The organism is Planotetraspora sp. GP83, assembly GCF_041262585.1.
GTDB lineage: Bacteria > Actinomycetota > Actinomycetes > Streptosporangiales > Streptosporangiaceae > JAOEGB01.
Window position 1 is genome coordinate 33,036 of sequence record NZ_JBGCBZ010000033.1, and the last position, 14,339, is coordinate 47,374.

The following is a 14,339-nucleotide window of genomic DNA, read 5'->3' on the forward strand; positions in this document are numbered from 1 at the left end:
TTCCCGCGCGCACCCATTGACCTGCTCCAACGCTCATCGTGATCAAGCAGTTCTCGTCCCAGTGCGAGGATGGCGCACCTGCATGATCACGGTCGATGTACGGCCATCTCAGAGGCCCTTCCCGGGAAGCCATGCATGATCACGAGTGGCGTATGGGCAGCTCAGCGAGCCGTCGGAGAAACCGTGCATGATCACAACAAAAGAAAGAGGGCGTGATCACAAACAATGGGTGGGCGCTCTGCTCAGCCGGTGGGCCTGACCAGCTTCTCCCGGCGCACCCGCATCTGCTCAGGCAGCTCGTCCATGGTCACACAGCGTACAACGGATCATGTCCCCAACAGCTTGCGCACCCGGTCGCGGCCGACGGCGAGCAGCAGCGTGGGCAGCCGCGGCCCGGTCTCGCGGCTCACCAGCAGCCGGTAGAGCAGGGCGAAGAACGTGCGCTGGGCGGCCTTCAGCTCGGGCGTCGCCGCCTTGGCGCTCAGGTCGAGCCCGGCCTGGATCTTCGGCACGCCGTACACGAGCGTGGTCAGGCCGTCCAGCGACCAGTGCGCGTCGAGGTTGTCCGACAGCAGCCGCAGCGATTCGCGCTCGGCGTTGCCCAGGGTGTCGAGAAGCTCGGTGTCGGGCTCCTCGCGGACCTGCGTGCGCTCCTCGGCGGGGACGTAGGTGGTCACCCAGTACTGGGCCCTGTCAAGCCGCGGCCGCAACTCGTCGAGCCCTGAGATCTCGTGGTCGAACTCGCGGAGGATCCGCAGGGTCTGCTCCTCGTCGCCGGTGGTGATGTCCGCCACCGAGGCGAGTGTCCGGTACGGCAGGCGCCGCGGTGTCTCACTGAGCGTCACCGACGCGGTGGACGTCGCACGGCGGTAGGCGGCCTGGTCGGCCGGGAGCGCCGAGCCGTCCGCGATCTTCTTGGACAGCGTGTCCCACTCGTCGTACATCCGCTGGATCTCCTGGTCGAAGGAGACCTTGAACGACTGGTTGGGGCGCCGCCGCGCGTAGAGCCAGCGCAGGAGCGCGGGCTCCATGATCGAAAGAGCGTCCGCCGGGGTCGGCACGCCGCCCTTGGAACTGCTCATCTTGGCCATGCCGCTGATGCCGACGAACGCGTACATCGGCCCGATCGGCTGGGCGCCGCCGAAGATCTCCCTGACGATCTGGCCGCCGACGACGAAGGACGATCCGGGCGAGCTGTGGTCGACCCCGGACGGCTCGAACACCACGCCCTCGAAGGACCAGCGCATCGGCCAGTCGACCTTCCACACCAGCTTGCCGTGGGTGTGCTCGGCCAGGATCACCGTCTCGGCGTGGCCGCACGCGCAGGTATAGGCCAGGGCCGTCGTCTCGTCGTCGTACGAGGTGACCGTGGTCAGGTCGCGGTCGCAGACGGAGCAGTAGGGCTTGTAGGGGTAGTAGCCGCCGACCCCGGAACCGTCGTCCTCGCCCGCCGCGCCGGAGCCCTCAAGAGCGGCGGCCTCATCGTCGTCCACCGTCTTGGCACCGGGCTTCGCCTTGGTGCGGTACTGGTCGAGGATGGCGTCGATCTTCCGCCGCTCACGCATGGCGAGCAGGACCTGCTCCCGGTAGGCCCCGGAGGCGTACATCTCGGTCTGACTGATGCCGCGGAACTCGACGCCCAGCTCGGCGAGGGCGGCGGCCATCGGCGCCTTGAAGTGCTCGGCCCAGTTCGGGTACGGACTGCCCGCCGGGGCCGGGACCGAGGTCAGCGGCTTGCCGATGTGCTCGTTCCAGGACGGGTCGACCCCCGCCGGGACCTTGCGGAACCGGTCGAAGTCATCCCACGACAAGATGTGCACACACTCATGGCCGCGCCGCCTGATCTCGTCGGCCACCAGGTGCGGGGTCATCACCTCGCGCAGGTTGCCCAGGTGGATCGGGCCGGAGGGGCTGAGGCCGGACGCGCAGACGATGGGTTTGCCCGGCGCGCGCCGCTCGGCCTCGGCGATGACCTCATCAGCGAAACGCGCCACCCAATCGGCGTCCATCACGGCAGTCCTCTCTCAACGGGGTCCTGCCTTCTATGGTCCCGCACGCTGGGGAGTGGTCCCGTACGCCGGGAGTGCTTCAGCCCGTGTTGCGGCTGTAGATGAGGCGCAGGCCGATCAGGGTCAGCCAGGGCTCGTGGACGTCGATCGTGCGGGCCTCACTCACGACCAGCGGGGCGCCACTGCCGGTGGCCACGACCGTGACGTCGTCCGGGTCGTCGGCCAGCTCGGCCGTCATCCGGTCCACGATGCCGTCAACCAGCCCGGCGAAGCCGTAGATGATGCCGGACTGGAGGGCCTCGACGGTGTTCTTGGCGATCACGGACCGGGGGCGGATCAGCTCCACCTTGTGCAACTGGGCGCCCGCCGTGGCGAGGGCGTCGACCGAGATCTCCAGGCCGGGGGCGGTCACCGCTCCGACGTACTCCCCCCGAGCCGACACGGCGTCGAAGGAGGTCGCCGTGCCGAAGTCGACGATCACGCACGGCCCGCCGTACAGGTTGGCGGCGGCGAGGGCGTTGACGATCCGGTCGCTGCCGACCTCCTTGGGGTTGTCCATCCGGACGGGCACCCCGGTGCGGACGCCGGGCTCGACGACCACGGTCGTGACGTCGCCGTAGTAGCGGCGGGACATCTCCCGCATCTCGTTGAGCACCGAGGGGACCGTGGAGCAGATCGCGATGCCGCTGATGTCGGCGTCCTTGAGGATCGGCGACTGGCCGAGCAGACCCTGGAGGATGACGGCGATCTCGTCGGCCGTGCGGCGCGGGTCGGTCGCGATCCGCCAGTGCTCGATGACCTCTTCACCCTCGAACAGGCCAAGCACCGTGTGGGTGTTGCTGACGTCGATGGTGAGCAGCATTCCCTGATTATGCACCACGAAGATCCAGACCGATGTCCAGCACCGGAGACGAATGCGTCAGAGCGCCCACGGCGAGATAGTCGACGCCGGTCTCCGCGACGGCCCGCGCCACGTCCAGGGTCAGCCCGCCGCTGGACTCCAGCCGCGCCCTCCCGTTGACCAGCCGTACGGCCTCCGCGAGCTGCTCGACCGTGAAGTTGTCGAGCAGGATCTCCTCGGCCCCCTCCGCCAGCGCGGGCTCGATCTGGTCGATCCGGTCCACCTCGACCTCAATGGGCAGGTCCGGGAAGGCCTGCCGTACGGCGCGGAACGCCTCGGCGACCCCGCCGGCCGCCACGACGTGGTTGTCCTTGATCAGCGCGGCATCGTGGAGACCCATCCGGTGGTTGACGCCGCCGCCGCAGCGCACCGCGTACTTCTCCAGGGCGCGCAGGCCCGGCAGAGTCTTACGGCTGTCGCGGATGCAGGCCTTCGTCCCGGCGACGGCGTCCACCCAGCGGCGGGTGGTGGTGGCGACGCCGGAAAGGTGGGTGACGAGGTTGAGCGCGGTCCGCTCCAGGGTGAGGATGTCCCTGGTCAGGCCGCGGACGGTCATGAGGACGTCCCCCGGCCGGACCCGGTCGCCGTCCTTGGCGCGGCGCTCGACCACGGTCGCCGGCCCGGCCTGGCGGAAGACCGCCTCGGCCACCGCGAGCCCGGCGACCACGCCGTCCGCGCGGGCGACCAGGTCGGCCACCGCGGCCTGCCCGGCGGGGATCGTGGCGGCCGAGGTCACGTCCTGCCCGCCCGCGAGGTCCCCCCTGCCTCCGAGATCTTCGTCGAGCGCGACGGACAGCAGGTGGTGGAGGCGCGCGGGGTCGATCCCCTGCGCGGTCAGCTCGGCGTCGAGGTCGTGAGCCTGGTGTCGCATGACCAGCCCTTCCGCTCCCAGGGAGATGTCGATGTGCAGCAGCCAGTGGTCGTCGTCGCGTCCGGGGTGGTCCTCGCGCCAGTGGGAGCCCCTGGTCTCCAGCCGCTCCGCCGCCGCGGCGACGAGGGCGGAGGCGACGGTGAGCAGGTTCGTGGCCTCCCACGACTCCGTGCACGGCTCGACCGCGACCGGGGTCCAGCGGGCGTCCGACAGGGCGCGGGCGACCTCGGCGAGGCTCCGGTCACTGCGCAGCACTCCGGCGCCGCGGCTCATGTGGCTCTGGATCCTGGACCTGACGCGGGGATCCACCAGCCCCTCGGGCCTGGCCGGCGTCTCGCGGGGCTCGTCCCGCTCGGCGCTCAGGGAGACGAGGCCGGACGCGATGCGCTCGGCGAAGACGAGCCCTTCGAGCAGGGAGTTGGAGGCCAGCCGGTTGGCCCCGTGGACGCCCGTGCAGGCCACCTCGCCACAGGCGTAGAGGCCGGGCACGGTGGTCCTGCCGTACAGGTCGGTGCGGACGCCGCCGCTCGCGTAGTGGGCCGCGGGCGCGACCGGGATCGGCTCGGTGACCGGGTCTATGCCGTGCTCCCGGCAGACCGCGAGGATCGTGGGGAACCGGGTCCGCCATTTCTCCTCGCCGAAGTGCCGGGCGTCCAGGTAGACGTGGTCGGCGCCGGTCTCGCGCATCTTGCGGGTGATCGCCTTGGCGACGACGTCCCTGGGCGCGAGGTCGGCCAGCTCGTGGACGTCCCGCATGAACGGCTCGCCGCTGTGGTCGATCAGGACCGCGCCTTCACCCCGGACCGCCTCGGACACGAGGGGTTGCTGGCCGGTCGAGCCCTCGCCGAGCCAGAGGACGGTGGGGTGGAACTGGACGAACTCCACATCCCTGACGATCGCCCCGGCGCGGAGGGCAAGGGCGACGCCGTCGCCGGTGGAGACGACCGGGTTGGTCGTGGCGGCGTAGATCTGTCCCATGCCGCCGCTGGCGAGGACGACGGCGCGCGCGTTGGCCGCGCCCACGCCGTCTCTGGCGCCCTCGCCCATGACGTGGAGCGTCACGCCGCGCGCTTCGCCGGCGGCGTCCTGGATCAGGTCGAGGACGAGGGCGTGCTCGATGATCTCGATGCGCGGCTCCGCCAGGGCGGCCTCGACGAGCGCCCGCTGCACCTCCGCGCCGGTGGCGTCGCCGCCCGCGTGGACGATGCGGTTGCGCCGGTGGCCGCCCTCGCGGGTGAGCTGGAGCTCCCCGTCGGTGTCCCGGTCGAAGCGGGCGCCGTGGTCCATGAGCCGCTTCAGCGCGTCGGGGCCCTCGGTGACCAGGATCCGCACGGCCTCCTCGTCGCAGAGGCCGACGCCCGCGATGAGCGTGTCGTTGAGGTGCTCGTCGGGGGTGTCCTCGGGGTGGAGGACGGCGGCGATCCCGCCCTGCGCCCAGCGGGTGGACCCGGCGGACAGCACGTCCTTGGTGACGACCAGCACCCTGCCGGTGGGGGAAAGCTCGGTGTAGCGCAGGGCCACGGTCAACCCGGCGATCCCGGACCCGACCACGACGACGTCCGCGTCCACCGTCCATCCGGGATCGGGAGCCGTCAGCTTCCTCGGAATCGGCACCATTCGGGGGTCCACCTTTCGTCAATATGACGATAACGCCCCCGGGTCTCCATAATTCCCCCACCCCCCGCCCCGCTGTGATCATCCCGAGATGGGGACGATGACGTTGTCGATGAGGCGGGTGGTGCCGACCTTGGCGGCGACGGCCAGCACGGCCTCGCCCTCGTGGGCCTCCCCCACGGGCTTGAACGTCTTGGGATCGACCAGCTCGACGTAGTCCAGCGCGAGCGGCGGGTCGAGGCGCGCGGCATCGTCCAGTACGGCTCTCGCGGCCCGCAGGATCGCGGACGGCGTGGCCTCCGCCGCGCCCGCCCGCAGCGCCTTGGACAGGGAGAGCGCCGTGGCCCTTTCCGGCGCCGAGAGGTATCGGTTGCGGCTGGACAGGGCGAGCCCGTCGGGCTCCCGCACAGTGGGCGCCCCCACGATCGAGACCGGCAGGTTGAGGTCGGCCGCCATCCGCCGGATCAGCGCGAGCTGCTGGGCGTCCTTCTGACCGAAGATCGCGACATCGGGCTGGACGAGGTTGAGCAGCTTGAGCACCACGGTCAGCACGCCGTCGAAATGTCCGGGCCGGAACGCGCCCTCGGCGATCGTGCCCATCTCCCCCGACGAGACGCCGATCTGGCGATCGGGGAGATACATCTCGTCGGCCGACGGCGCGAAGACCACGCGCACGTTCTCCTCGGCGCACACCTCCAGGTCCGCGTCGAATGTCCGGGGATATCGCGAAAAATCATCGTTAGGGCCGAACTGGAGCGGATTGACGAAGATGCTCACCGCCACGTGGTCGGCGTGCTCGTGCGCCAGCCGGATCAGCGAGCGGTGGCCCTCGTGGAGCGCCCCCATGGTGGGGACCAGGGCCAGGCTTCCCTCGCCCAGCGCGTCTCTCGCCTTGACCAGGTCGGCGCGGTCAGCGGCGACGATCACGTCCATATGTTGCCTCCCAGCGCGTCCAGGAGGCGCTCGGCCGTCTCGGGCTTCAGCAGCCCGGCGGCCAGCGCCCGGTCCGCGGTGAGCCTAGCGAGGGCCACATAGGCGTCCGCCGCCTCGGGGGCGGCCAGGATGAGCGCGTCCACGTGCTTGCGCACGGTCCCCGCGTCGCCGCGCACAACGGGACCGGTCAGCCCGGCGATGCCGAGGCGCAGCACGTTGTCCAGCGCGGCGCTCAGCAGCGGGCCCAGCATCCGGCCGGGATGCTCCACGCCGATCTTCCCGAGCAGCTCCTGCGACTCGGCGATCAACGTGACCATGTGGTTGGCGGCCCCGGCGATCGCGGCGTGATAGAGCGCCCGGTCCTGGTCGGCGATCCAGACCGGCTCCCCGCCCATCTCGATCACCAGCGCCTCCGCCACCGGCCGCAGCAGGACGGGAGCCGTCACCCCGAACGAGCATCCGGTGAGCTTGGTCAGGTCGTCGTCCCTGCCGGTGAAGGTCATCACCGGGTGCAGCGCCAGCGGCAGCGCCCCGGCCTCCGCCGCAGGGTCCAGCACGGCCAGGCCGTACGCGCCGCTGGCGTGGACGAGCAGCTTGCCGCGCAGGTCGGCTCCCGTGGCGGCGAGCCCGGAGACCAACCCCGGGAGCACGTCGTCCGGCACGGTCAGCAGGATGAGCTCGGACTTCCTGATCACCTCGTCCGGCCTGCTCAGCTCGACGCCGAGGCGCTCGGCCGCCCGCTTCATCGACGCGTCGGAGACCCCGCTCGCGGCCACGACCCGGTGGCCGGCCAACGTGAGCGCGGCCCCCAGTACGGAGCCGACCCTTCCCGCGCCGAGCACTCCAACGGCGAGCCGCGCCGGGCGATCAGTTGTGTCCATGACCCCTCCCCTCGGCTCAGCGTAGCGGCGGCCGGCACGCCTGCCTGGCCTTGACCCAACGGTCGGATTTTGTCCCATTCCGCACCGGCATATGTTGAGCCCCGCGTACTGATGTGACTACTTTTCGTCATGGGTCGAGGCTTGGATAACGTGAGTCGATGTGTGGGTCACCTGGCGCGCGGCCATGCGGGAGGCGCTTTACGGCGAAAGCGGCTTCTACCTGCGAGAACGGCCGGATCGGCACTTCCGGACCTCCGTACACGCCTCGGCGGCCTTCGCCTCGGCCGTTCTCCGGCTGCTGGAGCTGACGGACGACGCGCTCGGGCGTCCGGCCGTGGTCGACCTCGTGGACGTCGGCAGTGGCGACGGCCTGCTCGTCACCCGCGTCCTGGCCGCCGCCCCGCCGGACCTCGCCGGGCGCCTGCGGACGACCGCCGTCGACCTCTCCCCGAGGCCGGAGGGCCTGGACGATCGGATCGACTGGGAGCCCGCCCTTCCCGATCAGGTGAACGGGCTGGTCATCGCCAACGAATGGCTGGACAACATTCCCGTCGACGTGGTCGAGCAGACGCCCTCGGGGCCGCGCCTCGTGCTGGTCGATCCTCGGACCGGCGACGAGCGGCTCGGGGCCGCCCCCGACTCCGGCGATCTCGGCTGGCTGGAGCGCTGGTGGCCGCTGCGCTCGAACGGCTGCCGCGCGGAGATCGGCCGCCCGCGCGACGAGGCCTGGGCGTCCGTGATCGTACGGCTCTCGCGCGGCGCCGCGGTCGCCGTGGACTACGCGCACCGGAGGGACAGCCGGCCCCCGCTGGGCAGCCTCGCGGGCTACCGGGGCGGCCTGGCCGTCCCCGCCGTGCCGGACGGGTCGTGCGACATCACGGCCCATGTCGCGCTCGACGCGTGCGCCGCCGCCGGAGAGCGGGCCGGCGCCACGGCGACCACGCTGACGACGCAGCGCGACGCCCTGCAGGGGATGGGAATCCGGGGTGCCCGGCCGTCCCTCGACCTCGCTCACACGGATCCGAGGGGCTATCTCCGGGCGCTCAGCCGCGCGTCCGAGGAGGCCGAGCTGATCGACCCCTCGGGCCTGGGCGGCTTCGGCTGGCTCAGCCAGTCGCGCTAGCCCTGTTCCGCACATCGGGGTGGCTGGGGCACCTTCCATGCCCCATCAGCCGAGCAGCATGCTAGTCCGCCTGGCTCGCCGACATTGGTATGGCCAGCCCTACTTCGCATGGTGATGGCACCTATCTAGCCGTTTGGGGTGTATGCGGGATCGTGTGGAGCCATGCCGGATTCCTAAGGTTGGTGATCGAGCGGAGACACTGTGTTCACCAAGGAAGGCTCCACACGTTCATGTTCAGCAAGTCCCTCACCGCCGCTGCCCCCAGCGTCGACGCCGCCGTCTGCGGTTGACCCCGGAGCGCGTCTAATTTCCTGCCGCCGTTGGCGGACACCAGCACGCCCCCGTCAGCCTGGCCCTCGGTACTGGTACGGCCGGTGCCGGACGTACCAGCTCACGGGCCTCTGCGGAGCGGACGCGGAACGCCCGGCAGTCCAGCGCCGTCAACGTCTCGGCCATTTCGCCGCACCGGGCTCTTCACCGCAGCCGAACATCGCACCGTCACACCAGGCCGTCATATCGAAAAGGACCATCCGATCATGCTGACCAAATTCCTCGCCGCTGCCGCACTCGCCGCCACCGGCCTGACGGCCGCCGCGCCGCCCGCGCTGGCCGCCAACACCGCTGAGCCTGCGGCTACAGCGGCCGGCTGGAAGCAGAACCCGGTCCGCGCACTGCAGCATGCGGCCCACCCACTGCGCTCGACCGAGCCCGGGAGCAATACGGCCGACCTGCGAGCCCTGGACGCGATAATCGGCGACGCCCAGGTGGTCGGCCTCGGCGAGGCCACCCACGGCTCCCACGAGTTCTTCACCATGAAGGAGCGAGTCTTCCGCCACCTCGTCGAGAAGAAGGGCTTCACCACCTTCGCCCTGGAGCTGAGCTGGTCCGCGGGACTCCAGATCGACGAATACCTCCAGACCGGCAAGGGCGACGCCCGTAAGATCGCCAAGGAGACGCTGACCAACTCCCCATGGGACCGCGAGGAGTTCGTGAGCCTCATCGAGTGGATGCGCGACTACAATCGCCGCCATCCCGGCCACACCGTCCACTTCATGGGCGACGACATCGGCGCGCCCACACTGAACGATGAGTTCTTCGGCCGGGTGACCGGCTACGTGCAGAAGAACCACCCGGAGTCGCTGCCGCGCCTCAACGAGCTCTACACCGGCCTGCGCCCGATCGACGACGTCTTCGCCTACCTGGGCAAGCCTCTCGCGGAACGACAGCGGCTCGCAGCCAAGGCGCAGCAGGCCCTGGAACTGATCAGCAGCCAGAAGGGCCCCGGCGGAGACGCGTTCGAATTGGCCGAGCAGAACGCCCGATCCATCGCCCAGACCGCCAAATTCCTCTCCCTGGACGTCACCGACCCGGACTCGGTGGCCACCTTCGAGCGCTTCCGCGACGAGGTGATGGCCCAGAACGTCACCTGGTGGCAGCAGCACACCAGCGACAAGATCCTTCTGTCAGCGCAGAACGACCACGTCGGCTACGTCGCCGGCGATCCCAAGCTGTATCCCAAGACGCAGGGGGCGTTCCTGCGCGACACACTGGGCAAGAAGTACCTCCCCATCGGCTTCACCTTCAACCAGGGCTCCTTCCTGTCGAAGGACGGCGCTATCGGCGGCGACTGGAAGAAGTTCACCGTGGGCGCGGCCACGCCCGGCATGAACGAGTACACCCTCGACAAGGTCCGTTACCAGGACTACTACCTCGACATCCGCAACGCCCCGGCCGCCGCACGCGCCTGGCTGGACATCTCCCGGCCCACGCGCAACATCGGCACGCAGTACCCTTACCCGCTCGTCGACCTCGCGATCGCCCGCTCCTTCGACGTCCTCATCCACCTCCACGACATCCGGGAGGCCGACAAGCTGCAGCCGTAACGGCCCGGCCCCGGCGCGGGGCATGCACCTGCGCGGCCTGCTCCGGCGCGGGTCTAGGCGGTGACCTTCAGCGACTCCAGGCCACGGATGATGTAGCCGGGCTTCCAGACCGGCTCCTCGGCGAGCTCCATCGCCGGGGCGGCCTTCAGCAGCGCGCCGAACGACTCGGCCAGCTCCACCCGGGCCAGCGGCGCGCCGAGGCAGAAGTGAATCCCCGCGCCGAACGAGATGTGCGGATTGTCCGCCCGCCCGACGTCAAGGCGGTCGGGGTCGGGGAAGACCTCGGGATCCCGGTTGGCCGAGCCGAAGAGCAGCGCGATCTCGAGGCCCTTGGGGATCGTCACGCCGCCGACCTCGATGTCCTCCAGCACCCAGCGCTCGAACATCTGCAGCGGCGTGTCCCACCGCAGCAGCTCCTCCACGGCCGTGGGCAGCAGGCCGGGGTCGGCGCGGACCCTCTCCAGCTCGGCGGGGTTGCGGAACAGGGACCACCAGCCGTTGCCGGTGACGTTGACCGTGGCCTCGTGCCCGGCGTTGAGCAGCAGCACGCAGGTGCCGATCAGCTCGTCCTCGGTCAGGCGGTCGCCTTCGTCCACCACCTGGGCGAGGGCGGAGATGAGGTCGTCTCCCGGCCGGTCCTTGCGCGCCCTGGCCAGCTCGCGCAGGTAGTCGGCGAACTCCGACGCCGCCCGCACGGCGGTGTGCTGGGCCTCCGGGGAGGGGTTGAGCTCGTACATCCCGCAGATGTCCGCCGACCAGGGCCGCAGCAGGTGCCGGTCGGCCTCGGGCACGCCCAGCATCTCGGCGATCACCGTCACCGGAAGGGGCTCGGCCACCTCCGCGAGGAGGTCGCCGCCGCCCCGCTCCACGAGCCCCTCGGCCAGCTCGGTGGCAATCTTCCGCACCCGGGGGCGGAGCGACTCGACCATCCGGGGCGTGAACGCCTTGGACACCAGGCGGCGCAGCCGGGTGTGGACCGGCGGCTCCACGTCCAGCATCCCCGCGCGGATCACCCGCCAGAACAGCTCCTGGAACTCCGGCTCGGGCTCCCTGCCGAACGCCTCGTGCGAGGCCACGTGGAGGTAGGAGCGGCCCAACCGCCGGTCCCGCAGCAGCGCGTTGACGTCGGCGTGGCGGGCGATCAGCCACTGGCCGGTCGGCTCGAAGAAGCTCACCGGGGCGTTGTCCCGCAGCTCGCGGTAGACGTCGTACGGGTGGGCGACGAACTCGGGATTCCAGGGGTCAAACTGCACAGAGCAACGATACGCACGGTGGGCCGATGGTCGCACGGAGCCCACGTGCCACATCGTCGCCCCGATTTGGCAAACAGGCTTACCACAGGGGCTCACCTGCGCATTTGCCATGGGCAGGGGGCGCTCGGTTATAGTGCCGATCAGGTCATGAGTGCCAGCGTCAAGCCCCGGCTAGCTGGCCGGCAACCCTCGCGTCCGCGGCGGGGTGCCCCGGGTGAGGACCAGGTCCGGCGCGAGGTGCGCCGGGCAAGCGCGGGCTCCGCCGGACGACGCCATGGCCGGGGTCCCATGACCCGAGGAGGCAGGCGTTGTCCCCACTTTCCGTTCTCGCCCGTTCCGCCGTTTCCCCCGACCTTTCCCCCACTGTGGACGGTCTCCCCACCGGCCGCCGGATCCCCGCGGTGCTCGGCGCGGACCTCCAGGTGCCGGTGAAGGGCGGCAGGCTCGTGCCGTACGCGAACCTCGACTACGCAGCCAGCGCCCCCTGTCTGGAGCCGGTGAACGCCGCCGTCGCCGCGGCGCTCCCGGCCTACTCGAGCGTCCACCGGGGAGCCGGGTACGCCTCGCAGCTCACGACCGCCAGATACGAGCAGGCGAGGCACACCGTGCGGGCCTTCGCCGGCGCCCGTCCGGACGACGCGCTGATCTTCACCCGCAACACCACCGACGCGATGAACCTGCTGGCCCGCAGCCTCCCCGAGGGCACCACCGTCGTGGTCTTCGACACCGAGCACCACGCCTCGCTCCTGCCCTGGTCCGATGCCGTACGGCTCGCACCGCCCGCCTTCCCCGGCGAGGCGATCCGGGCGGCCGACGAGGCGCTGGCCGCCATCGACGGCCCCGCTCTGCTGGTCGTCACCGCCGCGTCCAACGTCACCGGCGAGCTCTGGCCCATCGCGGGGCTGGCCCACATCGCCCACCGGCACGGCGCCAGGATCGCGGTCGACGCCGCGCAGCTCGTGCCCCACCGGCGGCTGAACCTGACCGCGCTCGACCTCGACTACGTCGCCTTCTCCGGGCACAAGCTCTACGCCCCCTTCGGCGCGGGCGCCCTGATCGGCCGGTCGGACTGGCTCGCGCAGGCCTCGCCGTACCTCCGTGGCGGCGGCGCGGTGAAGGCCGTCGCGGAGACGACCGAGTGGGCCGAGGACCCCGAGGCGCGGCACGAGGCCGGCACCCCCAACGTGCTCGGCGCGATCGCGCTCGCCGCGGCCTGCGACGCCCTCAGCGCCACCGGCTGGACGGCTCTCGTCCGCGAGGAGGAGCGGCTGCTGACCCGCCTGCGCGCCGGGCTCGCCGGGATCGAGGGAGTCCGCGAGCTGTCGCTGTGGGGGCCCGACCACCCGAGGGTCGGCATCGTGTCGTTCGTGGTGGACGGCCTGTCCGCCCGCGAGGTCGCCGAGACGCTGTCGTCGGAGCACGGCATCGGCGTCCGGGACGGCAAGTTCTGCGCGCACCCGTTCGTCCGCCATCTCCTCGGCACGGCCGACGGCGGCTGCGAGGACGGCACGGCCAGCGCGGTGCGGGCCTCGATCGGCATCGGCTCTACCGAGGAGCACGTCGACCGCCTGATCGCCGCCCTGAAGCGCCTCGCCACCTCCTGAACGGCCGCCCCGTTTCCGGGCTCTTCGCCGTGCCGTACGAGCGTGGGAGCATGGCGGTATGACCGAAGAGGAGCGCACCCGGGAAGGCGCCGAGAGCGGCGCGGTCCGGGAGCGCGTCGCCGGGATCGGCGCGGGGGCGGCGGCCGTCGAGGCGCGGGAGCTGGCCACCGAGGACATGATCCTCAACATCGGTCCGCAGCACCCGTCGACCCATGGCGTGCTGCGGCTGCGCCTCACGCTGGACGGCGAGCGGATCATCAAGGCCGAGCCCGTCATCGGCTACATGCACCGCGGCGCGGAGAAGCTGTTCGAGGTGCGCGACTACCGGCAGATCATCGTGCTGGCCAACCGGCACGACTGGCTGTCGGCGTTCGCCAACGAGCTCGGTGTCGTCATCGCGGTGGAGCGCATGCTCGGGATGGAGGTCCCCCAGCGGGCGGTCTGGGCGCGGACGCTGCTCGCCGAGCTCAACCGGGTGCTCAACCACCTCATGTTCCTCGGCTCCTACCCGCTGGAGCTCGGCGCGATCACCCCGGTCTTCTACGCCTTCCGCGAGCGGGAGACGCTGCAGCACGTCATGGAGGAGATCTCCGGCGGCCGCATGCACTACATGTTCAACCGCGTGGGCGGGCTGAAGGAGGACCTCCCACTCGGCTGGCTCGACCGCGCGGCCGGGGCCGTGGCCGACGTGCGGCGGCGCCTCCCCGACATCGAGCACCTCGTCTCCGGCAACGAGATCTTCCTCGCCCGCACGAAGGGCGTCGGCGTGCTCGACCGGGAGACGATCATGCAGTACGGCGTGAGCGGCCCGATCGCGCGGGCGTCCGGGGTCGACCTCGACCTACGGCGCGACGAGCCCTATTTGGCGTACGGCGAGCTGCCCGTCAAGGTGGTCACCCGCTCGGCGGGCGACTGCAACGCCCGCTTCCAGGTGCTGCTGGAGCAGGTGAAGGTCTCCCTCGACCTGGCGGACGCCTGCGTGGACCGGCTACGGCGGCTCCCGCCGGGGCCGATCAACCAGCGGCTGCCCAAGATCTTGAAAGCGCCGGAGGGCCACACCTACGCCTGGACCGAGAGCCCGCTCGGCCTGAACGGCTACTACCTGGTGTCGAGGGGGGAGAAGACCCCCTGGCGGCTCAAGCTGCGCAGCGCGTCGTTCAACAACGTGCAGGTGCTGCGCGAACTGCTGCCGGGGAACCTGGTCTCCGACATGGTGGCGATCCTCGGCTCGATGTTCTTCGTGGTCGGCGACATCGACAAGTAGGGA

10 protein-coding genes and 1 riboswitch are annotated in these 14,339 nt (G+C 70.8%); of the genes, 4 read left to right on the top strand and 6 right to left on the bottom strand.

Annotated features, from left to right (window positions below):
• Positions 1 to 326: 326 nt before the first annotated feature.
• The 5 genes from lysS to ABH927_RS31605 form a co-directional block, all read right to left on the bottom strand.
• Entirely contained in the window at positions 327 to 2,009 is a 1,683-nt protein-coding gene (gene lysS / locus ABH927_RS31585; protein WP_370027667.1) for a lysine--tRNA ligase, read from the bottom strand.
• A 79-nt stretch (positions 2,010 to 2,088) separates the two neighbouring features.
• Positions 2,089 to 2,871 (bottom strand): type III pantothenate kinase, encoded by a 783-nt coding sequence (locus tag ABH927_RS31590; protein WP_370027669.1) that lies wholly within the window; start codon positions 2,869 to 2,871, stop codon positions 2,089 to 2,091.
• A gap of 7 nt (positions 2,872 to 2,878) precedes the next feature.
• Positions 2,879 to 5,398 (bottom strand): L-aspartate oxidase, encoded by a 2,520-nt coding sequence (locus tag ABH927_RS31595; protein WP_370027671.1) that lies wholly within the window; start codon positions 5,396 to 5,398, stop codon positions 2,879 to 2,881.
• 78 nt (positions 5,399 to 5,476) lie between these two features.
• Positions 5,477 to 6,328, bottom strand: coding sequence for a pantoate--beta-alanine ligase (panC, locus tag ABH927_RS31600; protein WP_370027673.1), 852 nt, complete (start codon positions 6,326 to 6,328; stop codon positions 5,477 to 5,479).
• Positions 6,319 to 7,209, bottom strand: coding sequence for a Rossmann-like and DUF2520 domain-containing protein (locus ABH927_RS31605; protein WP_370027675.1), 891 nt, complete (start codon positions 7,207 to 7,209; stop codon positions 6,319 to 6,321). Before ABH927_RS31605 ends, panC begins: the two co-directional genes overlap by 10 nt.
• 160 nt (positions 7,210 to 7,369) lie before the next feature.
• On the opposite strand from ABH927_RS31605, the gene ABH927_RS31610 reads away from it, so the two are divergent.
• Positions 7,370 to 8,332 carry an SAM-dependent methyltransferase gene (locus tag ABH927_RS31610; protein ID WP_370027677.1) on the top strand — a complete coding sequence of 321 codons (963 nt, stop codon included), beginning with the start codon at positions 7,370 to 7,372 and terminating at the stop codon, positions 8,330 to 8,332.
• A 536-nt stretch (positions 8,333 to 8,868) separates the two neighbouring features.
• A complete protein-coding gene (locus ABH927_RS31615) occupies positions 8,869 to 10,215 on the top strand; it encodes an erythromycin esterase family protein (RefSeq protein WP_370027679.1) in 1,347 nt (448 codons plus the stop codon).
• 53 nt (positions 10,216 to 10,268) lie between these two features.
• On the opposite strand, the gene ABH927_RS31620 is transcribed toward ABH927_RS31615, so the two are convergent.
• Positions 10,269 to 11,468, bottom strand: a complete 1,200-nt coding sequence (locus tag ABH927_RS31620; RefSeq protein ID WP_370027681.1) for a cytochrome P450 — start codon at positions 11,466 to 11,468, stop codon at positions 10,269 to 10,271.
• A 143-nt stretch (positions 11,469 to 11,611) separates the two neighbouring features.
• Positions 11,612 to 11,727: riboswitch (SAM riboswitch) on the top strand.
• Positions 11,728 to 11,833: 106 nt separating this feature from the next.
• Here ABH927_RS31620 and ABH927_RS31625 point away from each other — a divergent pair.
• Together ABH927_RS31625 and ABH927_RS31630 are read left to right on the top strand one after the other, a co-directional pair.
• On the top strand, positions 11,834 to 13,072 hold the full coding sequence (locus ABH927_RS31625) for an aminotransferase class V-fold PLP-dependent enzyme (RefSeq protein WP_370027727.1): 1,239 nt from the start codon (positions 11,834 to 11,836) through the stop codon (positions 13,070 to 13,072).
• A gap of 58 nt (positions 13,073 to 13,130) precedes the next feature.
• The gene (locus ABH927_RS31630; RefSeq protein WP_370027683.1) at positions 13,131 to 14,336 is read left to right on the top strand and encodes an NADH-quinone oxidoreductase subunit D; all 1,206 of its coding nucleotides are present in this window, start codon (positions 13,131 to 13,133) and stop codon (positions 14,334 to 14,336) included.
• The last annotated feature ends 3 nt before the right edge of the window (positions 14,337 to 14,339 follow it).

Coding starts and splice junctions, on each gene's coding strand:
- lysS (WP_370027667.1), bottom strand. CDS start 2,009: ATGGACGCCGATTGGGTGGCGCGTTTCGCTGATGAGGTCATCGCCGAG.
- ABH927_RS31590 (WP_370027669.1), bottom strand. CDS start 2,871: ATGCTGCTCACCATCGACGTCAGCAACACCCACACGGTGCTTGGCCTG.
- ABH927_RS31595 (WP_370027671.1), bottom strand. CDS start 5,398: ATGGTGCCGATTCCGAGGAAGCTGACGGCTCCCGATCCCGGATGGACG.
- panC (WP_370027673.1), bottom strand. CDS start 6,328: ATGGACGTGATCGTCGCCGCTGACCGCGCCGACCTGGTCAAGGCGAGA.
- ABH927_RS31605 (WP_370027675.1), bottom strand. CDS start 7,209: ATGGACACAACTGATCGCCCGGCGCGGCTCGCCGTTGGAGTGCTCGGC.
- ABH927_RS31615 (WP_370027679.1), top strand. CDS start 8,869: ATGCTGACCAAATTCCTCGCCGCTGCCGCACTCGCCGCCACCGGCCTG.
- ABH927_RS31630 (WP_370027683.1), top strand. CDS start 13,131: ATGACCGAAGAGGAGCGCACCCGGGAAGGCGCCGAGAGCGGCGCGGTC.